Raw genomic sequence first — 22,266 nt, forward strand, 5'->3', positions numbered from 1 at the left:
GGGGACTAGGAAATAGGGGACAGACCCCAATTTCCCGAAGGAAATTGGGGTCTGTCCCCTATTTCCTGATTCTGGTGCTCGCGGCCGTGCTGCTCACGGCCTGCTCGCGCGCCGAGGTGTTCCGCCACGACGCCTTCGTCTTCGGCACCCCGGTCAGCATCGCCGTGTATGGTGACGACGCGGCCCTGGCCGAGGCCGCGTCCGCCGCCGTGCTGCGCGAGTTCGACCGCCTGCATCGTGCCTACCACGCCTGGGAGCCGTCCGAGCTGACCACGCTCAACGCCGCGATCGCGCGCGGCGAGGCGGCCGAGGTGTCGGACGAGCTCGCGGCGATGCTCAAGGACGCGCAGCGCATCGCCGCGATCGGCGACGAGCTGTTCGACCCCGCGCTCGGTGCGCTGGTCGCGCTGTGGGGCTTTCACACCGACACCTTCGTGCCCCAGCGGCCCGATCCGGACAAGCTCAGGGCCGTGCTCGAGGCGCGGCCGCGCATGGCGGACCTGGTGATCGAGGGCAGGCGGGTGGAAAGCCGCAACCGCGCGGTTCAGCTCGACCTTGGCGGCTATGCCAAGGGCTACGCCCTCGACCGCGCGGCAGCGCTCCTGCGCGAGCAGGGCGTGACCAATGCGCTCATCAACATCGGCGGCAATGTCATGGCGCTGGGGCGCAAGGGCGACCAGCCCTGGCGCATCGGCATCCAGCACCCGCGCGAGCCCGCACCGATCGCCACCCTGCCGCTTTACGACGGCGAGGCGGTGGGCACCTCGGGTGACTACCAGCGTTACTTCGAGCTCGACGGCGAGCGCTATTCCCATCTGCTCGATCCGCGCACCGGCCTGCCCGCGCGCGGCACCCAGTCGCTGACCATCCTGATCACGCCGCAGCCCAATGCCGGCACCCTGTCCGACGCCCCGAGCAAGCCCGCCTACCTGGCGGGCGACGCGTGGCGAGAACATACGCGCCGTTTTGGCATCGAACACGCGTTGCGGATCGCGGAGGACGGCAGCGTGGAGGTGACGCGCGCGCTACGCGCGAGGTTGCAGTTCGTCGGTCCGGTGGCGCCGAAGGTCGTTGATTGAATCAAAAAGAGGGGAGGGAGCAGGAATGAGTGCACAAACTGCATGGCTGATCGGCATCTTTGCCGTGGTGATCACGGGTATCGTCGCTTTCTTCGTCGGCCGCCAGTTCGGCGGCGGCAAGACGCGCATCACGGAGCTGGAGGCCGAGGTCGCGCGCCAGAAGGGCGAGATCGACGACTACCGCAAGGACGTTGCGACCCATTTCGACAAGACCGCGACCCTGTTCGTGTCGATGGCGGGTTCCTACAAGGAGCTGTTCGAGCATCTGTCCTCGGGCTACGAGAAGCTGTCCTCGGGCTCGGCACGCGAGCTGTTCCAGCAGCGGGTCGATGCCCTGCTGGTCGGCAACAACCCTGCGGCGGACGCTGACAACAAGTTGCTGACCGGCGCGGGCCTGGCCGCGGCCGCCGCCGCGGCCGGCACGGCAGTGGCCAGCACGGGTGAGCGCGAAACGGATGCGACGGCCACGTCCGACGCGGGGGACGAGGTGGGCGCCGGCAACGATGCGGACCAGACGCCGACGCAGGCGGCTGCCGAAGCGGGGCAAGCGGGCATCGCCTCGAGCGTGGCCGAGCCGACCGCATCGGAGCTTGCCGCGTCGGAGCGGGTCGTCTCGGAGATGGCACAGGCGGGGCAGGCCGAGGCCGAACCGGCGGAAGCCGGGCAAGCAGGCGTGGAGCCGGCGCTCGCGACCGAGGCAGCGCCCGCCCCGGCCACGGTCGCCGAGGCGCGCACTGACCAGCCGGCCCTAGCCGACGACCCGCTGGCCGAGGAGGTCGTCGGCCATCATCCGCCGCCGCGGGACGAAGCCCGCTAGGCTCGGCTCGCGCGTGTCGTCCATGCGGCGCGTCTTCGTCGCCGGGCTGCTCCTCAGCCTCGTACTCGGTGGCTGCAGCCTGCGCATGGCCTACTCCCAGCTCGACTGGCTGGTGCCCTGGTACCTGCGCGACTACGTGATGCTCAATGCCGGCCAGCGCACGCTGCTCGACCGCCAGCTGGCTGCACGTCTGGACTGGCATTGCCGCAGCCACCTTGGCGACTACGCGAGCACGCTGCGCGAGGCCCAGCGCGTGTTGTCGGCCGAGCGCATCGAAGCTGAGGACTTCAGCCCCTTCCTCGCGCGCAGCGAGGCGTGGTGGCAGGAGATTCGCGCCGAGCTCGAGGACGACGCCCGCGTGCTGCTGCCGGCGCTGTCCGACGAGCAGGTGGGCGAGCTGCGCCAGGCCTTCGAGCGCCGTCAGCGCGAGGCACGCAAGGAATTCCTCGGGGGCAGCGAGGCGAGCCAGCGCGAGGCGCGCATCGCGCGCATGGAAAAGCGCCTGCAGCGCTGGTTCGGGCGCATCAGCGCCGAGCAGCGCACGCTGATCGCGGCCTGGAGCGACGCGCTGATGCCGACCACCCAGGCCTGGCTCGACAGCCGCGCACGCTGGCAGGCGGCGGTCATCGATGCGCTGCAGGTGCGCACCGACGAGGCGCTGTTCGCGCAGCGGGTCGCAGCCTTCATGGCGCCCGATGAGGCGGGTGCCACACCCGAATACCGGGCCCAGCAGGCCCACAACCGCGACCGCACGCTGGTGCTGCTGGCCGATGTCTTCAACGCCGCCACGCCGGCGCAGCGCCAGCGCCTGCTGCGCGAGATCGACGGCCTGGCGGGGCAGTTCGAGGGCCTGGCGTGTGCCACGCCGGACCGCGATGAGCGCCTCGCGCTGAACGCGGACTGAGCCAATCAAGGCGTGGTCCTGCATGCGCCGCGCATGCCGCATAATGCGCGGCCTGCCGACTGAAGATTGCCTGCCATGCCGCCCAAGACCGAACTCGATCGATTTGCCATCGGCCTGATGGTGATCCTGTGCATGACCTGGGGCCTGCAACAGGTCGCGGTGAAGGTCGCCAGCGCAGGCATCTCGCCCCTGTGGCAGGCGGGCTTGCGCTCCCTGGGTGCGGCACTGCTGGTGTGGGCGTGGACGGGCCTGCGCCGCATTCCCCTGTTCGAACGCGATGCGACGCTGGTGCCCGGCATCGCCGCCGGCGCCCTGTTTGCGGCCGAGTTCGCCTTCGTCTACTACGGTCTGCAGTTCACCTCGGCCTCGCGCGGCGTGATCTTTCTGTACACCGCGCCCTTCTTCGTCGCCCTCGGTGCGCGCTGGCTGCTGCCGAACGAGTCGATGCGCGCGGCCCAGTGGCTCGGCATGGCGCTGGCCTTTGCGGGCGTGCTCGTGCTGTTCGGCGAGAACCTGCTGCGGCCGGCCGGGCAGGCCTGGATCGGGGACCTGATGATGCTCGTGGCGGCGATGTTCTGGGCGGCGACGACGCTGACCGTCAAGGCGTCGGTGCTGAACCGGGCGGCGGCGGAGAAGACCCTGCTGTACCAGCTCGGTGTCTCCGCGCCGCTCCTGCTGCTCGCTGCGGTGGCGCTGGGCGAGCCCGGTGTGTTCGCGCCCGGGGCGCTGGTGGTGGGCAGTCTCGCGTTCCAGACGGTGATGGTGGCGGGCATCAGCTTCCTGGTGTGGTTCTGGCTCGTGCGCCAGTATCCGGCGACGCGGCTGTCGTCCTTCTCCTTCATGACGCCGGTGATGGGCGTGCTGGCGGGCGGGCTGCTGCTCGGCGAGCCCCTCACTCCAGCGGTGTTCGCCGCGCTGCTGCTGGTCGGTGCGGGAATCTGGGTGGCGAACCGGCCTGCCTGAGTCCGGCGCTGCGCCGCACCCGCGCGGGTTCGCCCGACGTCCTGCGCGCAGTTGCCAGATTGCGTCAGACGCTGTCGCCTGCAGACAAGTCGTGCCGGGCGTGTTGCCCTATGGTGGCGCCACCACCTTGAGAGGAGACACGACAATGACAAGCGACCAGCGTTGGGTGCTGACCGTCGCCTGCCCGAGCGCATCGGGGCAGGTGGCGGCGATTTCGGGATTTCTGGACAGCCACGGCTGCTACATCAACGAGTTTTCCTGCTTCGACGACGATCTCGGCGATCGCTTCTTCGTGCGTGCGGTGTTCCGGCCCGGCTCGGACTCGCGCGCGATTCCGTCAACGTTGCGCGACGACTTCCAGCCCGTGGCGGCACGCTTCCGCATGGACTGGGCGATGCACGCGCTGTCCGAGCGGCCGAAGGTGCTGATCATGGTGTCGAAGCTCGACCACTGCCTGCGCGACCTGCTGTATCGCTGGCGCATCGGCGAGCTCAGGATCGACATCGTCGGCGTGGTGTCGAACCACCCGGACCTGGCATTCCTGGCCGAGGCCGATGGCCTGCCCTTCCATCACCTGCCGATCAGCGAGGCGACCAAGCCCGCGCAGGAGGCGAAGCTGATGGAGATCGTGGACGCGAGCGGGGCCGAGCTGGTCGTGCTGGCGCGCTACATGCAGGTGCTGTCCGAAGACCTGTGCGGTCGCCTGCAGGGGCGGGCGATCAACATCCACCACTCCTTCCTGCCCGGCTTCAAGGGGGCCAAGCCGTATCACCAGGCGCACGCGCGCGGGGTGAAGCTGATCGGCGCGACCGCGCACTACGTCACCACCGATCTCGACGAGGGGCCGATCATCGAGCAGGTGGTCGAGCGGGTGAACCACGCCTGCAGTCCCGAGCAGCTGTTGTCCGTGGGACGCGACATGGAGTGCCAGGCGCTGGCGCGTGCAGTGCGCTTCCACCTCGAGCGCCGGGTGTTCCTGAACGGTGCGCGCACGGTCGTTCTCTCGTAGAATCCGCCGCCTCATGATGGGTCATCCGCGATCCGACGGCAGATCGAGCGGAGGCAGCGAACGATAGGAGACGCAGGTGAGTAGTAGTGGTCCGGTCCCGGCCCCCCTTTCCAACCATTGGTCGGGGCGGGGTGACGATGCGCCCATCCGCTTTGGGTTCCTGCTGGTGCCGGGCTTCACCCTGGTGGGCTTCGGTGCGGCGGTCGACCCCTTGCGCCTGGCCAACATGGTGGCCAGGCGCACCCTCTACCAGTGTGTCACCCTGACGCTGGACGGCGCGCCGGTGCGCTCGAGTGCGGGCGTGTGCGTCATGCCCGACTGTGCCGCGGCCGATGCACGGGAGCTCGACGGCGTCTTCGTCATCGGCCCCAACCCGCTGCCGCCGTCGGGCAGCGAGCCGATCCTGCACTGGTTGCGCGAGCAGGCCGGCAAGGGGGTCGCGCTGGGCGGCGTGGATACCGGTAGCTACTTTCTGGCGCGCGCCGGGCTGCTCGACGGCCATCGGTGCACGATCCACTGGGAAGACATGGATGCCTTGCTCGACCGCTTCCCGCGCCTGGTGGTGTCGTCCAAGCTGTACGAGGTGGACCGCAATCGCGCCTCCTGCAGTGGCGGCATCGCGCCGGTCGAGATGATGATCCACCTGATCGGGCTGGGCAGCGGCGGGCACAAGATCGCCTCGGCGGTGGCCGAGCTGATGATCTACGAGCGCCGCGGGCCGGACGAGCGCCAGAAGACCGCCTTGCGCGACGTGGCCGCGAGCTCGCACCCCAAGCTGGTCGAAGCGATCAAGCTGATGGAGTGCAACATCGAGGAACCGCTGTCGATGGAGGAGATTGCGACCCACATGCAGTTCTCCGCTCGCCAGCTCGAGCGCCTGTTCCGCGAAACGCTGCAATGCACGCCGCGCCAGTACTACCTGCAGCTGCGCCTGGAGCGGGCCCGCCAGTTGCTGACCCGCACCAACCGCCCGATTGCCGACATCGTGATGGCCTGCGGTTTCGTCTCCTTTGCCCACTTCTCTCATCGCTATCACGCCGGTTTCGGCATTTCGCCGAGCGCCGACCGTCGCCGCCACGCTGCGGAGGGCGAGCGTTTCGCCAACCTGACCGCCGACGCCCGCGCCTCTGCGGAGCCGGCGCCTGGCGGCGGGGCCGACGACGCTCCCGATACGGGCGCCTGAGCCTTCCTCGTCACCTCGCAATCAAGGCCACGATGTCGCCGCCTGCTGTGGGCGGTCGCTTTCCGTTTTCCGTTGTCCGCTTTTCGACGCCGGAATTTGCCTGTTTCCGACAAAGTCGTTTTCACGCAAACCCCCGTCGGCAGGCGGAAACCAGGTTCTGTCAGCGCTTCTTATCATTGGATCCACGTTACTTATGCCTGAGCGCAAACGGTAACCGTGCAACCCGACCCATCTGCGACACCAAGGAGCGAAGACATGACGAATCTGGCTGGCGACATCAAGTCCATGACCGAAATGAAGGACCTGCTGCGCATCGAGAACGGCGAGAAGGTGAAGCACACCTTCTCCGATCAGGAATACATCAACCGTCAGTCCAAGCTGCGCGCTTACATGGCGGCCAACAGCATCGACGCCGTGTTGTTCACGTCGATGCACAACATCAACTACTACAGCGACTTCCTGTACTGCTCCTTCGGCCGCCCCTACGGCCTGGTCGTGACGCAGGACAAGGTGGTGTCGATCAGCGCCAACATCGACGGCGGCCAGCCGTGGCGCCGCACCTTCGGCGACTACAACGTGGTCTACACCGACTGGCGCCGTGACAACTACTTCCGCGCCGTGCAGCAGGAGATCCCCAACAAGGGTCGCGTCGGCGTCGAGTTCGACCACATCCCGGTCGAGCGCCTGGAGAAGCTCAAGGCCGCGCTGCCCAACGCCCAGATCGTCGACATCGGCGCTGGCACGATGCGCATGCGCATGATCAAGTCGGCCGAGGAGATCGCCCTCATCAAGCACGGCGCCCAGGTGTGCGACGTCGGTGGCGCGGCGCTGGCCGCGGCGGTGCATGAAGGCGTGTCCGAGCACGAAGTGGCGCTGGCCTCGACCCAGGCGATGATCCGCGAGATCGCCAAGCGCTTCCCGGATTCGGAGCTGATGGACACCTGGACCTGGTTCCAGTCGGGCATCAACACCGACGGTGCGCACAACCCGGTGACCACGCGCAAGGTGCAGAAGGGCGACATCCTGTCGCTGAACTGCTTCTCGATGATCTCGGGCTACTACACCGCGCTCGAGCGCACGATGTTCTACGACCACTGCGACGACGCTTCGCTGAAGCTGTGGGAAGTCAACGTCAAGGTGCACGAGGCCGGTCTGGCGCTGGTGAAGCCGGGCATCCGCTGCTGCGACGTCGCCGCGCAACTCAACGAGATCTTCGCCGAGCACGGCCTGCTGCAGTACCGCACCTTCGGCTACGGCCACTCCTTCGGCGTGCTGTCGCACTACTACGGGCGTGAAGCCGGCCTCGAGTTCCGCGAGGACATCGACACCGTGCTCGAGCCGGGCATGGTGGTGTCGATCGAGCCGATGATCATGCTGCCCGAAGGCATGCCGGGTGCCGGCGGCTACCGCGAGCACGACATCCTGGTGGTGACCGAGAACGGTGCCGAGAACATCACCGGCTTCAAGTACGGCCCGGCGCACAACATCATCAAGCGCTGAGCGCGAGGGACGCACGCCGCCGCCCGGGGAGGCCGGTCAAGGCCTTGCCCGGGCGGCCGGTGAAGCATCTGGCCTGTGACGTGCAAGTGAGCTGGCGGCGGCGTGGCGAGTTGGATAGGCTGCGCGCCCTGCCAAACTGGAGAGGAACTTATGAACAGCGTGCACATTTCCGAGCTGAGCTGGCCGGTCTACGACGAGAAGGTCCGTGACGGCAGGACGCCGGTGCTCATTCCCGTCGGTGCGCTCGAGCAGCATGGCCCACACATGTCGATGAACCCGGACGTGCTGCTGCCCACCGCCATTTCCGCGCGCGTCGCCGAGCGCATCGGTGCGCTGGTGGCGCCGCCCATCGCCTACGGCTACAAGTCGCAGCAAAAGAGTGGCGGCGGCAACCACATGCCGGGCACGACGAGCCTGGACGGTCTCACCGTGACCTCGACGATCAAGGATGTGCTGAAAGAGCTTGCCCGCCACGGCGTGCGCAAGACCGTGCTCGTCAATGGCCATTACGAGAACTCCGCCTTCATCGTCGAAGGGGTGGATCTCGCCCAGCGCGAGCTGCGCTGGGAGGGCATCCGGGATTTCTCCACGGTGGTCCTTTCCTACTGGGATTTCGTCACCCAGGAGGCGATCGACGCCATCTACGAGGGCGACTTCCCGGGCTGGGCGGTGGAGCATGGCGGCGTGCTCGAGACCTCGCTGATGCTGCACCTGCATCCGCAGCTGGTCGACATGGAGAAGGTCTGCGACCACGCGCCGGCACAGTTCCCGCCTTACGACTTCTTCCCGATCAAGCCGGAATGGACGCCCGCTTCCGGCTGCCTGTCGTCGGCGAAGCGGGCCTCGGCCGCGCACGGCGAAACCTTGCTGAAGGTCTGCGTCGACGGCATCAGCCGCGAACTGGCCACCGCCTTCGACTGATCCCGTCGAAGGGGCCTTGCGCCGGCGGTGTCACGCCGGCGCGCGTCCCCCATTCATCTTCTCCCGCAGCGGCATCGCGTCGCGGCTGTCCGCTGCCTCAGCCCTGGAGGGTATGCAGGAGAACAGAACCCGGAACACCGATTGATCGAGGTTGGCTCCCGATTGCGGGAGCTTTTGCGCCGGGCCCGTCGCCGCACTCCCTCCCTTGGCGGCGGCGGGCATCAGGCCGGTCGGCAGAAGGACAAACCTTCGCCGAACCCAAAAATGATGAGGAGACAGACATGAATTCCTGGGTGATCGATTTATTCGTTCTGCTCAATGTGGTGATGCTGGCCGTCGCCTTCGGCACGGCCTGGGTGCGGTCCGCCCGCCTGCGTCGTCAAGGGCGGAGGTGAGCCATGGACTACACCATGCTTAACTGGGGTCTGATGATCCTCGCCTTCGCCGTGATGATCGGCATCGGCGCGCTGTCCTCGCGCAAGGTCAGCGACAGCGACGAGGGTGGCTTCCTACTGGCCGGGCGCAGCCTCGGGCCCTTCGTCGGTGCCAGCACGATCGTGGCGACCGGTTTCAGCGGTTGGGGCTTCATGGGCTCGCCCGGCGTGGCCTACGAGTACGGCGCGATCGAAGTGCTGGGCAACTTCTTCTTCGCCCCGGCGATGATGATCGCGGTGCTGTTCTTCGCCAACTCGATGCGCAAGCGCGCACTGACGATGGGCAGCAACACCATCCCCGAATACATCGCGCAGATCCATGGGGGCGGCGAGGGCGGCCGTCTGCTGCAAGGCGTGGCCGGGCTCATCACCATCGTGCTGCTGATGGTCTTCCTCGTCAGCCAGATCAAGGCCGTCGGCATGCTGGGTGCGTCCTGGCTCGGCATCGACATGACCACCAGCGCCTGGCTGATGATCTCGATCATCATCATCTACACGATGTGGGGCGGGCTGGCGGCGGTGGCCTGGACCGACACCGTGATGGTGTGCGGCATGGTCCTGGGGGCGCTGGTGATCACCGGGCAGATGTTCTTCAGCGTCGATGTCGGCGACTGGGCCGCCCGGCTCGACGCCATCAACCCGTCCCTGCTCAACCCCGAGACGGCCGCGCCCTATGGCGAGAGCAAGGTGTCGGTGTTCTACGTGCTGCCCTACGCCTTCCTGTTCGCGGCCGTGCTGCCCTACATGGCGGTGCGTTTCCTCGCCTTCCGGGCGGAGGTGCGGATGTACCGGGTGGGGGTGTATGTGGCGGTGATGGGCGGCCTGCTGAGCCTGATCCCGATCGTCGGCCTGTACATGCGCGCCTACGGCCCGGCGCTCGCCGATGCCGATCAGGCGATGCCGATGTATCTGCAGACCTTCATGCATCCGGCGGTGCAGGGGTTGATCACGCTGTTCATCATCTTCGCGATGAAATCCACCGCCAACTCGATGCTGCACACCGTGGCCTCGGCCACCTCGCACGACCTGCGCCTGGCACTGTTCAAGGGCGCGCAGCACGATTCGCCGCAGGCGCTGGCGATCAACCGCCTGGCCGTGGTGGTGCTGGGCCTGCTGGGCCTGCTGATGATGATGTACGCCCCGCCCTTCATGCTGTCCTGGCTGGGCATCCTCGGCTCGGGCACGCTGCTGGCAGCCATGATCGGTCCGGTGTTCATCTCGACCTTCTGGCAGGGCAACGTCGCCGGGGCGCTGACGGCGATGCTGGTCGGTTTCTGCACCAGCGCCGGACTGCTGACGCTGACCGACCTGGGTTGGGTGGAAGGGCCGCTGATCGGTTGCCTGGCCTCGTCGGCCTGCTACGTTGCCGTGTCCTTGATCACCAGAGGGCCGGTCCGCACGCGGTCCATGATCCGGCGCGCCTGAAGCGCCGGGTGACGATCAGAGGATGCGAGCTGTCCAGGATGTACAACACCGTGGCGGGCGCGAGCATATGCGTCCGCCACGCGCGGCCCAGCATCATTCCACTACCTTCCCGGTGATCTCATGGCGAAGCCTATCCTTCAATTCAGCGCCGAAGTCTATCCCTCCGAGACGGCTGGCGGGGTCGTGCGACGCGGATCTGGCCCAGTTCAAGGCCAAGATCGATGCGGGGGCCGATGCTGCGATCACGCAGTACTTCTTCAATCCCGACGCCTACGACGACTTCCTGGATCGATGCACGGCCGCAGGGATCCGGGCCCCGGTCGTGCCGGGCGTGATGCCGATCGGTCGCTTCTCCCGTCTGGTGCAGTTCTCCGAGGCGCGTGGCATCGAGATCCCGCGCTGGATCCGCCGTCGCATGGAAGGCTTCGGCGACGATAGCGCCTCGATTCACGCCTTCGGCGTGGAGGTGGTGGTGCGACTGTGCGAGCGGCTACTCGGCATGGGCGTGCCCGGGCTGCACTTCTTCAGCCTGAACGAGGGCGAGCGCGTGGGCGAGATCTGGCGTGCGCTGGGCTTACCCCAAGCCGCGTGTGCCCGCGCCGCCGTGGCGCAGACGCACCGAGCACTGCCGGATCCGGCCGGCTAAGCCCTGAACGACGCGTCGGCGCAGGGGCTGCGGTGCCCCCTGGTTTGCCCGCGAGCTCGTCAAGGTCGTAATCATCGCTGAATCGATGCGGTTTCCATCTGCGCTGCCCTGGCGCGCGGACAGGGCCTGCTCGCGCCTGCGCCGCGAGCGGCCCGCCTTCGCGGGGCGCGGATCCAGCCCCCTGGCTGCGTGGCGCCCTGCAGGAAAACCATGTCGATAACGCGACAGGATGTGGCGATAACAGCCAATTGGCGAGGTTGGAAGCTTCGCATACTGGGCTCGCAAACATTGATTGATGTGCGGATAAGAGGGGTGAATCCGGTGCGGCGACCGATGTTCGGAGCACCACCTCTTGCAGCAAGGAAGGGGTTTGCCGCGCCCAATGCAATGCGTCGGGCGTGGCATTCAGCAGGACGCGCCGGCGCCCGGGCGGCGGCGGGCCGATGCTGTTGGAAGGATTCAATAACGAGTGAATGAAGATGAGGAGCAACATGATTCGCAACAAACGCCTTGCCGCGCTCTTGACGAGCTGCGGCGTCGCCCTCGGGATGGCCACTGCCTACAGCGCCCACGCCGTGGAAAGCTGGCAGAACACCAACGTGAACATCGGATACACGACGAATTCGAAGTTCGATCCGGTATTCGGCACGGGTACAGAGGACAAGAAGCTCACGACCGTGCGCCTTGAGCATTTCGGCGTCCACGAGTACGGAGACAACTATTTCTTCTTCGACACCTATCACGGCAAGGGCGTCGGCAACTTCTTCGGGGATGGTGCTGGCTCTTTTGGTGAGGAGACCGGCAACCAGTACTTCGGCGTGTGGAATCCGCGCTTGAGCCTGTCCCGGATCAGCGGGAAGGACCTCTCGTTCGGCATCATCAAGGATGTGAACCTGGCGGCCCGTTTGGAGCGTGGATCCTATGCCAACTTTCGCGCCGACAACCTCGGTCTCGCCTTCGATCTGGACGTACCTGGCTTCAGCTTCTTCGAGACCGACTTCTACGCCCGCCGCGCACGATTCACCGGCGACGGGGGCGATGCTGTCAAGACGCTCTTCTGGCGCACGTTCGCGATTCTGCCGTTCGAGTTCGGCGGGTTCCAGTTCACCTGGTCACCGTTGCTGCTCGTGAACTTCAATAACGAAGAACGCGGTACCACGGTCTTCGTCCAGCCCGACCTGTGGCTGAAGATCAACTCACACTTCGATATTGGCTACCGGCACGAGTACGCGCGGTACAGCAAGACCGATGCAGAAGGAGGCGGCACCTATTCACGCCACACGCCGACGCTGCAGCTGAGGTGGAATTTCTGAGTTCCCACGCGCATCGTGGGTGAGGCGGCAGATCAATGTCGCCAACACGAAAGGATCTGGCGATATCAGGACAGTCGCCTCTTTCCGAGGTTTTCATACTGCACTTGACAAGATTTATTGATCCATAAGTGGATCGAATCATCTGTGGCGAAGACGGCGGATGAGCCGAGGTTCATGTTTCGCAGGAGGAGCAGGGCGCACGCGTCGAAGTGTGCGCTCCACACGGAGAGTTGGCGGCGCGCACTGCAAGGGCGCCGGCAACATGCCGATGTGCAAGATTCATAAAACTAGATGATCGAGAGGTGGACCAAAGTGACAAACAGAAAAGTGGAGCACGACGTGCCCCTGAGTGACGGCACGTGTTTCGAGCCGGTGTCGATTCCCCGGTTCACCGGACGGGATCTGCCGCACGTGAGCAGGTTGCTCATTCAATTCATTCCTCCGCTGGCCATCATCCTGCTCGTCGTGACCGTGCTCGTGAACCCCGACGGCGTCGCCGCGGTCATCTCCGAGCTGCGGACCTTCGTCACCGGCGGATTCACCTGGCTGTTCGTGCTGTATTCGCTCTTTGCCGTCGCCGTGTGCGCCTGGCTCATCTTCAGCAAGGTGGGTAGCCGGGTCCGGCTGGGTGGCCCCAATGCGAAGCCGGAATACAGCAACTTTGCCTGGTACTCGATGCTTTTCGCCTGCGGCCAGGGCATCGGCCTGATCTTCTGGTCGGTCGCCGAGCCGATCATGCTGCGTGACGACAGCCCGGTGGTGCGGACGCTGGGCAGCAACGTCGCCGGCAACGGCCTCGTGTGGTCCTACTTCCACTGGGGGTTCACGGCCTGGGCCATGTACTGCGTCGTCGCCGTGTGCCTCGCCTACTCGCACCACAACCTCGGCAAGACGCTCACCTTCCGCGAAGCCACCGTCGACCTGCTGCCGAAATGGTCCAGGGGCGCCGCCGGGGTGGTCATCGAGCTGCTGGCGATCATGGCCACCATTCTTGGTCTGGCCACCTCCTTCGGCTTTGCCGCGATGCAGTTCTCGTCCGGGCTCACCGCCTTCACCGGGCTGAGCTCGGGGCCCAGCCTCTGGCTGGTGGTCATTCTCGGCTTCGGCACGGTGGCCGCCATCTCGGCCTTCTTCGGCATCAACCGCGGCATGCGCCTGCTCAGCGAGACGAACTCGATCCTGAGCATCGTGCTGGTCGTCGGCGTATTCGTGTTCGGCCCGACGGTGTTCATCCTGTCCAACATGACGGAGTCCTTCGGCGCGTATGCGATGAACTTCGCCGCGATGAGCTTCTGGACGGACGCGCCGAGCACGGCTGGTGCGCTGGCGTCCTGGAAGGACAGCTGGAACGGCTGGTGGACGGTCTTCATCTGGTGCTGGGTGATCGCGTTCTCGCCCTTCGTGGCCGGTTTCATCGCCCGCATCTCGCGCGGTCGCACGCTGCGTGAGTTCGTCATCGGCGTCACCATCATCCCGTCGCTGATCGTCATGGTGTGGATCGCCGTGATCGGCTCGGCGGCGATCTACTACGACGACCTCACCGCGCGCGGGGTGTCGGCTGCGGTCGGCCAGGACGTATCGAGCGGCTTGTTCGTGATGCTCGATGCAATGCCCGTCGTCGGCAGCGTGCTGATGATCGTCGCCACGGTGCTGGTCGCGACCTACTACGTGACCTCGCTCGATGCGGGCACCTATGCGCTGGCCGATTTCGTGTCGGCGCCGAAGAAGGCCGGCGCCTGCTTCCGCGTCATCCTGGTCTTCAGCATCGCATCGGTGACGACGGTGCTGCTGACCCTGGGCGGTACCGCAGTCGTGGATACGGTCCAGACCGGCACCATCATCGGCGGCTTTCCCTTCTCGATCGTGATCCTGCTGATGATCGTCAATACGATCCGGCGTCTGTTGAAGCGCGACAGCGCAACCCGGGAGCTGGAGAAGTTCGTCAATAACCCCGACCCCAACGTGAAGCTCCAGGTGAGCGAGCACGATGAGGCCCGGCAGGACGCCCCTGCTCATCTGAGGCCAGCCGCCAGCACGTGATCACGCGGCTTTCACCCGAGCCGGGCCGGTGCAGGGATGGCCGGCCCGGCCGACATGCGAGTTGCGCCCGGGCAGCTTCAACAGGTGCCCGCAGGGCTTGCGGTGCAGGTGTGATTGATGCCTGTGGAAGCAGCAATGATCACAGACATTGCATCAATTGCGCATCAGTGCTCTGTTAGCCTCGTATCCGTCTGCTGGGTGATGCGACATTGAGTGTGGAAGCGAGGAGCGAAGGGAATGCGTCGAGTCGTTGTGACAGGGCTGGGAATCGTCTCCAGCCTGGGTAACACCCAGGCCGAGGTCGCGGACGCCCTTCGTCACGGCCGTTCGGGGATCGGCTTCAATCCCGAGTACCGTGATGCCGGCCTGCGTTGCCACGTTTCGGGAAAGGTGGAGGCCGACTTCGATGGCATCGATCGCAAGCACCGCCGCTTCATGGGTGACGCCTCGGCCTATGCCTACCTGGCGATGCGCGACGCCGTGGCCGACGCCGGCCTGACCCCCGCGCAGGTGTCGAACCCGCGCACCGGCTGCGTGATGGGCGTGGGGGGCGGCTCCAGCGCGGACATCGTCGAGGCGAACGCGATTCTGCATGCCCAGGGCGTGCGCAAGGTCGGGCCTTACCGGGTGCCGCGCACCATGACGAGCTCGGTCGCGGCCTGCCTGTCGAGCTTCTTCGGCATCCAGGGGCTCAACTATGCGATCTCCTCGGCCTGCGCCACCAGCGCGCACTGCATCGGCCATGGCGTTGAACAGATCCAGTTCGGCAAGCAGGACATCGTCTTTGCCGGTGGTGCCGAGGCGATCCATGTCACCCAGACCTGCATGTTCGACGCGATGGGGGCGCTGACCACGGCCTACAACGACACGCCCGAGCGCGCCAGCCGCCCCTACGATCGCAATCGGGACGGCTTTGCCATCAGCGGTGGCGCCGGCGTGCTGGTGCTGGAAGAGCGCGAACACGCCTTGCGGCGTGGCGCGCAGATCTACGGCGAGGTGCTGGGCTATGGCACCGCGGGGGACGGGGCCGACATGGTGGCGCCAAATGGCGAGGGCGCCCTGCGCGCGATGCGCGCGGCGCTCGAGACCTGCCCGCTGCCGGTCGATTATCTCAACACCCACGGCACCAGCACCCCGGTCGGCGACCTGATCGAGATCGCGGCCGTGCAACGCGCCTTTGGCGATGCGGTGCCGGCGTTCAGCTCCACCAAGGCGCTCAGCGGGCATGCGCTCGGTGCCGCGGGCGTGCATGAAGCGATCTACTGCCTGCTGATGATGCGCCACCGCTTCATGGCGGCATCGCACAACATCGAGACGCCAGACCCGGAACTGGCCGAATTGCCGCTGCTGGCATCGACGGCTTCGGATGTCGATGTGAATTGTGTGATGTCGAATAGCTTCGGGTTCGGTGGTGCGAATGCGAGCCTTATTTTCGGGAAGCACCGGGCGTGATTACAGTGAAGTGAACTGAGCGGTCCCGAGGCCATCCTCCTTTGCCGCCGGTGTAATGACGGCAGGGAAATCGGATACGGGCCTGATAATTATCGGTATTGCCCATCGGCATTCGATCGAATTCGATTCGTCGGCACTGTTCAAGTGTCAAGTGGCGACCGCGAATATTCTGAGTTCGTTTCTCTGTCGGTCGCATCAAACTCCAGATTTCAATTTTTTGACGCGCATGGATGCACTGAGTGTCCGTGCGTTTTTGCGTTGTTTCTACGAATCTGGATGCGCGCTGACGGGCCGAGGAATTGCCGAAAAAGGCACTCTTTGAAGCGTCCACGGAAACCGCCCGATTAACTCGACATGTGGCGTAAGTCACTGTTCTAGAAAAAGAACAGCAGGTCATCTGTTCGCGCGTACGCCGCTTTCATGATGCGGAATATCCAGCTGCATGCACCGTGATGGATTCGATCTGCACAAAGAATGTGCATTGCAGAAAGGAATTCGCTCAATCATTACGGATTAACGCGTATTTGTGCATGGCACATAATCTGCTTAATTAATTGTCGAGTGCTTCTGCTGTCGGTCGGGCACGGTCCGCTTCACGTCCTCTTCTGCGAAAAACCTTTAACGAAAGGGGCGGGTTGAACCGGTCCTGGCGCCGACAGGTGTGGGTGCGACTGGTGCGCGAGTGCCCGAATTGATGATCTCGTGTAATTAATGAGAGCAGAAATGAAACTAATGAGCGAAAAGTTCAGGCCTAGAATGGTTTTGCGTCACCTTGCCTGGATTAGGTCGTCATTGCTCGGGGAGCCGAGTGCAAACAATGACATGGCCAATACGAAGCGCGCCTGCGCTCATGTTCTCCGTTGTCGACGGAGTGGTTCGATGAGAGGGAGCAGGCGCTGCTGGACGGGTGAGGGGATCACGAGACGGGCGGGTCGCCGTTGCTGTATCGGAAGGCGGTAAAGAGATCGTTCTAAATGGAGAGCACAATGGCAAGGATTGGAGTCGATGTAGGTGGGACCTTCACGGATCTCGTTCTCGAGCTCGAGGGCGAGCGGGAGGATGGGAAGCGGATCTTCGTGCATAAGGTCCCCAGCACGCCAGCGGACCAGTCGGAAGGAGTGCTGCGCGGGATCCTCGAGATCTGCCAGCTTGGCGGCATCGCGCCCAGCGACGTGCGCCTGATCGTGCATGGCACGACGGTGGCCACCAACATCACCATCGAGCACAACGGCGCCGAGGTCGGGATGCTGACGACGCGCGGCTTTCGCGACATCCTGCATATCGGGCGCCACAAGCGCCCGGAGAACTTCTCGCTGCAGTTCGACGTGCCCTGGCAGTCGCGGCCGCTGGTCAAGCGCCGCAACCGCATCGCGATCAGCGAGCGCATCATGCCGCCGCAGGGCGAGGTGGCCGTCGCGCTGGACGAACAGGAGGTGCGCGCAGCGGCGGAAGTCTTCAAGCAACGCGGCATCCAGTCGGTGATCGTCTGCTTCCTGTACTCCTTCCTCAATGACGCGCATGAGCGCCGCGCCAAGGAGATCGTCCTCGAGGTGCTGCCCGACGCCTATGTGTCGTGCTCGTCCGAGGTGGCGAACGTGATCCGCGAGTACGAGCGCTTCTCGACCACCGCGATGAACGCCTACGTCGGGCCCAAGACCTCGCACTACCTCAAGAATCTCGAGCAGAAGCTGCTGGGTGCCGGCATCAAGGCCCACCTGCGCATCATGCAGTCCAACGGTGGCGTGTCGACGGTCGAGAAGTGCTCCAGCGAGGCGGTGTCGATCCTGATGTCGGGCCTCGCCGGCGGGGTGATGGGTGGGCGCTGGTCGGGTGCGCTGTCGGACGAGAAGAACATCATCACCGTAGACATCGGCGGCACCTCGGCCGACTTCAGCACCATTCCCGACGGCCAGGTGCGGATCATGAACCCGCGCGACACCTATGTCGGCGCCTACCCGATCCTGGCGCCGATGATCGACCTCGCCACGATGGGCGCGGGCGGCGGCTCGATCGCCTACATCGACGAAGGCGGCGCCTTCCGCGTCGGACCGCGTTCGGCCGGGGCCTACCCGGGACCGGCGTGCTACGGCAAGGGCGGGACCGAGCCCACCGTGACCGACGCCCAGGTGGTGCTGGGGCGGCTGGACCCGGACCACTTCCTCGGCGGCGGCGTGCGCATCGACGCCGAACTGGCGCGCGAGGCGATCAGGACCCGGATCGCCGAGCCGCTGGGCATGACGGTGGAAGAGGCGGCGCTCGGCATCCTGCGCATCATGAACTCCAACATGTCGCTGGAGATCCGCGCCAACTCGGTGGCGAAGGGCTATGACCCGCGCAAGTTCGCGCTGGCCGCCTACGGCGGCGCGGGGCCGCTCAATGGCGTGGCTCTGGCGGAAGCCGTGTCGGCGCGCGAGGTGATCATCCCGCCGGCCCCCGGCATCACCGCCGCCATCGGCCTGCTCGTCACCGACATGCAGTATGAGTTCACGCGCTCGGTGCCGACCGTGCTGAAGGACGTCGAGCAGCCCGCCCTGGACAGGCTCAACCGGGTCATCGACGAGCTCACCGAGCAGTGCGCCGAGCGGCTCGAGGCCGACAGCGTGCTCAAGCAGGCGCGCCGCTTCATCCGTATCGCCGAGTGCCGCTATCACGGCCAGGGTTTCGAGCTGCGCGCGGAGATCCCGGATGGCGTGCTCGATCGCGAGCGCCTGGCGGTGATCAAGTCGAACTTCGAGGAGCAGCACCGTCGGGACTATGGCTGGGCCTTCGATGAGGTCGATGTGGAGATCGTGACGATCCGCATCATCGGCCTCGCACGCACCCTGCCGTTGAGCTGGCCGGAGCTCGAAGATGCGGCCGGCAGCAGCATCGACGGCGCGTTGATGTACGAGCGGCCAACCCTGTTTGACGACAAGAAGGTCTATTCCACGCCGCGCTACGACCGCAAGCGGCTGAAGGCAGGCCACCAGCTGCCCGGGCCCGCGATCATCGTCCAGCACGACTCGACCACGCTGGTGCCGCCGGGCTACGTCGCTCGTGTGTCGGCCAAGGGCAACATCCACATCAATGCGCAACGCGTCCAGGGAGGTGCATGAAATGACTTCGTCCAATACCAATACCCAGGCCAAGGTTGATCCGATCACGCTGCAGGTCATCAGCGGCGGCCTGCACACCATCGCCCAGGAGATGGCGCACGTGCTGTACCGCATGTCCTTCTCGTCGATCATCCGTGAATCGCAGGATATCGGCGCCGGGCTTTTCGATACCGAGTTCAACACCCTGACCGAATCCGAAGGCTCGCCGCTGCACATCGGCTCGATTCCCGCCTATCTGCGCGGCATCAGCCAGTGCCTGCAGGGCGGGGTGTGGAACGAGGGCGACGTGGTGATCCATAACCACCCCTACTACGGCTCCAGCCACAGCCCCGACCTTTGCATCGTCGTGCCGGTATTCTGGCGCGGCGAGCTGGTGGCCTTTGCCGCCAACACCGCGCACCACGTCGATATCGGCGCGGCCACGCCGGGGCTCATCATCGACATCCCCGATGTGTATGCCGAAGGGATGCTGTTCGCCGGCATCAAGCTGTACGAAGGCGGCAAGCGCAACGAGGGCCTGTGGCAGTACATCAGCCACAACAGCCGCACTGCCAAGCAAACCAAGGACGACATCGACGCCCAGATCGCCTCGGCCCAGCTCGGCGCCCAGCGCATGCAGGAGCTGCTCGACTCCTATGGCAAGGAGACGGTGTTCGGCGCCGCGAACCAGCTGATGGATTACACCGAGTCGATGATGCGCGCGCGCATCGCCGAGATCCCCGACGGCGAGTATTTCGCCGAGGGCTTCCTCGACGATGACGGCGCCAACCGCGACAAGCCGCTGCCGATCAAGGTCTGCGTGCGGGTGCAGGGCGACAGCGTCGAGGTCGACCTCACCGGCTCGGCCGACCAGGTGCCGACCGGCTTCAACGTGCCCTTCGAGGGCTCGACCAAGCCGGCCTGCTACTGCGCCTTCCGCGCCATGCTGACCGACACCGCGCTGACCGAGATCAAGCTGCCGCCCAACGAGGGTTCCTTCCGCCCGATCAAGGTCACCGCGCCCAAGGGCTCGATCTTCAACCCGATCTTCCCGGCCGCGGCCGAGGCCCGCTTCACCCAGTGCAACCGCATGATCGACCTCATCATCCAGGCCCTGAGCCCGGTGCTGCCGCATCGCGCCACCGCCGGCAACTCGGCGGCGATCTCGTTCGCGGCCTACTCGGGGATCAAGCCGGAGGGCGGCTACTGGGTCTTCCTCGAGGTCAACGAGGGCGCCTATGGCGGCCGCCCCGCCTCCGACGGTCCGGACTCCATCGACAACCTGATGGCCAACACCCGCAACAACCCCATCGAGGACCTCGGCATGCACCTGCCGATGGTGTGCGACCGCTATGAGCTGCGCGACGACGTGATGCCCGGCGCCGGCAAGTTCCGTGGCGGCATCGGCGTGGTGAAGTCGCAGCGCCTGCTGGCGGACGGCGCGATCACGCACGAGTCCGAGCGTCACCTCGACGTGCCCTGGGGCGCCTTCGGCGGCACCGAAGGGGCGGCGGGTCGGGTCGAGATCTTCCTGCCCGATGGCACGGTGCGCGAGACCTACTCGAAGATATCCAACCTGCGCGTGCCGGCCGGCGGTGGCATGAGCTACTACTCGCCCTGCGGCGGCGGCTATGGCGATCCGCTCGACCGCCCCGCGCAGAAGGTGCTCGAGGACGTCATGGACGACTTCTGCACCCTCGATCGCGCGCGCGAGGTCTATGGCGTGATCATCTCGGAAGATCTCGTCCTCGACCTCGCGGCCACCCAGTCGCGACGCTTGCTGATGCGTCTCGAGCGCCAGGCGGACTCCGGCCCGAGCGTGGCCGAGCCCGCATCCGCGTCGGCCTGACGCCTCCCACTCTCTGACTCCGTAGCGTGTTTTCACCCGGTCGCAAGACCGGGTGAGGACGCGTGCGCGCTGGTTTCTCGATAGCTGAACCCGTCACAACTACAAAGGAGTTGCATCATGAATAGCGTCGACACGGCGGCTCTGCCGTCTGCGAAGGGGGCGACTGCGGGCCGCTCCCACCTGCTGGAAGAGTCCATCCTGCCCGTCCTCAACTCGCAGCGCACGATCGGCACGCTCGGTTTCGTGTGGATCTGGATCGGACTCGCCGTCATCATCGCCACCTTCCAGCTTGGCGCGGCGGGCGTGCAGTCCCTGCCCTTGTGGCAGGTGGTCGCCGTCATCCTGCTGGCCAACGTCTGCCTCGCGCTGCTGATGACGCTGACCGCGGACATCGGCACCGAGCATGGCCTCTCGTTCGCGGTCTACCTGCGCGCCCCGTTCGGCACCGCCGGCACGCACCTGCCGGCCATCTTCCGCGGCATCGTCGCGGCAATCTGGTTCGGCATCCAGACCTATCTCGGCGCGCTCGCCATCAACGGCATCGTCGAGTACCTGACCGGGTTCTCGAACTGGGCGCTGTGGTATGCGATCTTCGCCATCGTGCAGATCTGGAACACCGCCTGCGGCATCAAGGCGGTCGAGCGGCTGGCCGACATCGCCGCGCCCGCCATCATCGCGATCTCGATCTGGATGTACTACACGCTCGACGTGATGGCGCAGACGCAGGGCCTCAACATCTGGAACTGGGTGGGCGGCAAGGAGGCGACGGTGCTGACCCTGTTCCTCGCCAACATGGCTTTCTGGTCGACGCTGGCGATCGACATTCCCAACATCACCCGCTTCCTCAAGCTCGATGAGAACACGCGCAGCTTCGCCAAGCGCAACCGCCGCGTCTTCCTCGCCCAACTGGTCGCCCTGCCGATCACCCAGACCTGGGTCGCCGTCATCGGCGCGGCGGCCTTCATTGCCGCCGGCAACTGGGATCCGATCACGGTGATCCAGGGCAGCGCCACCGGCCTGTCGCTGATCGTGCTGCTGGTCATGGTGGTGCTGGCGCAGTGGTCCACCAACAACGCGGCCAACCTGATCCCGGCGGCGCTCACCTTCGTCAATGCCGGCGCACCCTGGATCGGCTACCGCAGCGCGGTCGTACTGGCCGGCATCATCGGCACGCTGTCCATGCCCTGGCTGATTCTGGATAACCTGTTCAGCTTCCTGTTCTCCTACGGCTCCTTCCTGTCGGCCATCGGCGGCATCATGGTGGCGGACTATTTCGTGATCCGTCGCCGCCGCCTCAACGTGCCGGAGCTGTACGAGGCCCATGGCCAGTTCCGCTTCCTGGGCGGCGTCAATCCGGCGGGCGTGCTGGCCTGGCTGATCGCGGGCGGCGCGGCCTTCTACTCGGGCTCGTGGGCCTTCGTCGTCGGCCTGGTGCTCGGCTTCAGCCTGTATCTGCTGCTGATGTGGGTGTGGGTGCTGCCGCGCTACAAGCAGGCCGAGATCACCTCGGGCTACAGCGACCGCTACCTGGCCACCACCATGGGCCACAACTGGACCTACACCGCCGAATCGGGCTTCCGCCGCCTGCCCACCAGCCAGCTCGGCCACGACTTCGACCGCCGGGAAGACCTGTGACGACGCGCTGAAGCGCTGAGGC

Annotated in this window: 16 protein-coding genes; all 16 read left to right on the forward strand. The window is 65.7% G+C overall.

The genetic code is table 11. From position 1 onward, the window contains the following. Nucleotides 1–44: 44 nt before the first annotated feature. The 16 genes from ACMV5O_RS14335 (at nucleotide 45) to ACMV5O_RS14410 (ending at nucleotide 22,244) form a co-directional block, all read left to right on the forward strand. Nucleotides 45–1,079 (forward strand): FAD:protein FMN transferase, encoded by a 1,035-nt coding sequence (locus ACMV5O_RS14335; protein WP_416164085.1) that lies wholly within the window; start codon nucleotides 45–47, stop codon nucleotides 1,077–1,079. 25 nt (nucleotides 1,080–1,104) lie between these two features. Next, a complete protein-coding gene (locus ACMV5O_RS14340) occupies nucleotides 1,105–1,896 on the forward strand; it encodes a YhcB family protein (protein WP_416164086.1) in 792 nt (263 codons plus the stop codon). Nucleotides 1,897–1,918: 22 nt separating this feature from the next. Further along, nucleotides 1,919–2,800 carry a DUF6279 family lipoprotein gene (locus ACMV5O_RS14345; RefSeq protein ID WP_416164087.1) on the forward strand — a complete coding sequence of 294 codons (882 nt, stop codon included), beginning with the start codon at nucleotides 1,919–1,921 and terminating at the stop codon, nucleotides 2,798–2,800. 75 nt (nucleotides 2,801–2,875) lie between these two features. Continuing rightward, complete coding sequence (locus ACMV5O_RS14350; protein ID WP_416164088.1) at nucleotides 2,876–3,763, forward strand: DMT family transporter; 888 nt, start codon at nucleotides 2,876–2,878, stop codon at nucleotides 3,761–3,763. A gap of 145 nt (nucleotides 3,764–3,908) precedes the next feature. Next, a complete protein-coding gene (purU, locus tag ACMV5O_RS14355) occupies nucleotides 3,909–4,772 on the forward strand; it encodes a formyltetrahydrofolate deformylase (RefSeq protein ID WP_416164089.1) in 864 nt (287 codons plus the stop codon). A gap of 76 nt (nucleotides 4,773–4,848) precedes the next feature. Continuing rightward, nucleotides 4,849–5,955 carry a GlxA family transcriptional regulator gene (locus ACMV5O_RS14360; protein ID WP_416164090.1) on the forward strand — a complete coding sequence of 369 codons (1,107 nt, stop codon included), beginning with the start codon at nucleotides 4,849–4,851 and terminating at the stop codon, nucleotides 5,953–5,955. Between the two features lie 255 nt (nucleotides 5,956–6,210). Further along, nucleotides 6,211–7,455 (forward strand): M24 family metallopeptidase, encoded by a 1,245-nt coding sequence (locus ACMV5O_RS14365; RefSeq protein ID WP_416164091.1) that lies wholly within the window; start codon nucleotides 6,211–6,213, stop codon nucleotides 7,453–7,455. A 150-nt stretch (nucleotides 7,456–7,605) separates the two neighbouring features. After that, on the forward strand, nucleotides 7,606–8,376 hold the full coding sequence (locus ACMV5O_RS14370; RefSeq protein ID WP_324543320.1) for a creatininase: 771 nt from the start codon (nucleotides 7,606–7,608) through the stop codon (nucleotides 8,374–8,376). Between the two features lie 398 nt (nucleotides 8,377–8,774). Beyond that, the gene (locus ACMV5O_RS14375; RefSeq protein WP_416164092.1) at nucleotides 8,775–10,235 is read left to right on the forward strand and encodes a sodium:solute symporter family protein; all 1,461 of its coding nucleotides are present in this window, start codon (nucleotides 8,775–8,777) and stop codon (nucleotides 10,233–10,235) included. A gap of 67 nt (nucleotides 10,236–10,302) precedes the next feature. After that, nucleotides 10,303–10,881 (forward strand): methylenetetrahydrofolate reductase, encoded by a 579-nt coding sequence (locus ACMV5O_RS14380; protein ID WP_416164093.1) that lies wholly within the window; start codon nucleotides 10,303–10,305, stop codon nucleotides 10,879–10,881. 491 nt (nucleotides 10,882–11,372) lie between these two features. Further along, entirely contained in the window at nucleotides 11,373–12,194 is an 822-nt protein-coding gene (locus ACMV5O_RS14385; protein WP_416164094.1) for an outer membrane protein OmpK, read from the forward strand. Nucleotides 12,195–12,614: 420 nt separating this feature from the next. Continuing rightward, entirely contained in the window at nucleotides 12,615–14,234 is a 1,620-nt protein-coding gene (locus tag ACMV5O_RS14390) for a BCCT family transporter (protein ID WP_416164095.1), read from the forward strand. Nucleotides 14,235–14,471: 237 nt separating this feature from the next. Beyond that, nucleotides 14,472–15,686 carry a beta-ketoacyl synthase N-terminal-like domain-containing protein gene (locus ACMV5O_RS14395; protein WP_416164096.1) on the forward strand — a complete coding sequence of 405 codons (1,215 nt, stop codon included), beginning with the start codon at nucleotides 14,472–14,474 and terminating at the stop codon, nucleotides 15,684–15,686. 986 nt (nucleotides 15,687–16,672) lie between these two features. Continuing rightward, entirely contained in the window at nucleotides 16,673–18,781 is a 2,109-nt protein-coding gene (locus tag ACMV5O_RS14400; RefSeq protein ID WP_416164097.1) for a hydantoinase/oxoprolinase family protein, read from the forward strand. Between the two features lies 1 nt (nucleotide 18,782). Continuing rightward, a complete protein-coding gene (locus tag ACMV5O_RS14405; protein ID WP_416164098.1) occupies nucleotides 18,783–20,609 on the forward strand; it encodes a hydantoinase B/oxoprolinase family protein in 1,827 nt (608 codons plus the stop codon). Nucleotides 20,610–20,726: 117 nt separating this feature from the next. Continuing rightward, nucleotides 20,727–22,244, forward strand: coding sequence for an NCS1 family transporter (locus ACMV5O_RS14410; protein ID WP_416164099.1), 1,518 nt, complete (start codon nucleotides 20,727–20,729; stop codon nucleotides 22,242–22,244). Nucleotides 22,245–22,266 lie beyond the last annotated feature (22 nt).

The organism is Thauera sp. WH-1 (assembly GCF_047806685.1).
Classification (GTDB): Bacteria; Pseudomonadota; Gammaproteobacteria; order Burkholderiales; family Rhodocyclaceae; genus Thauera.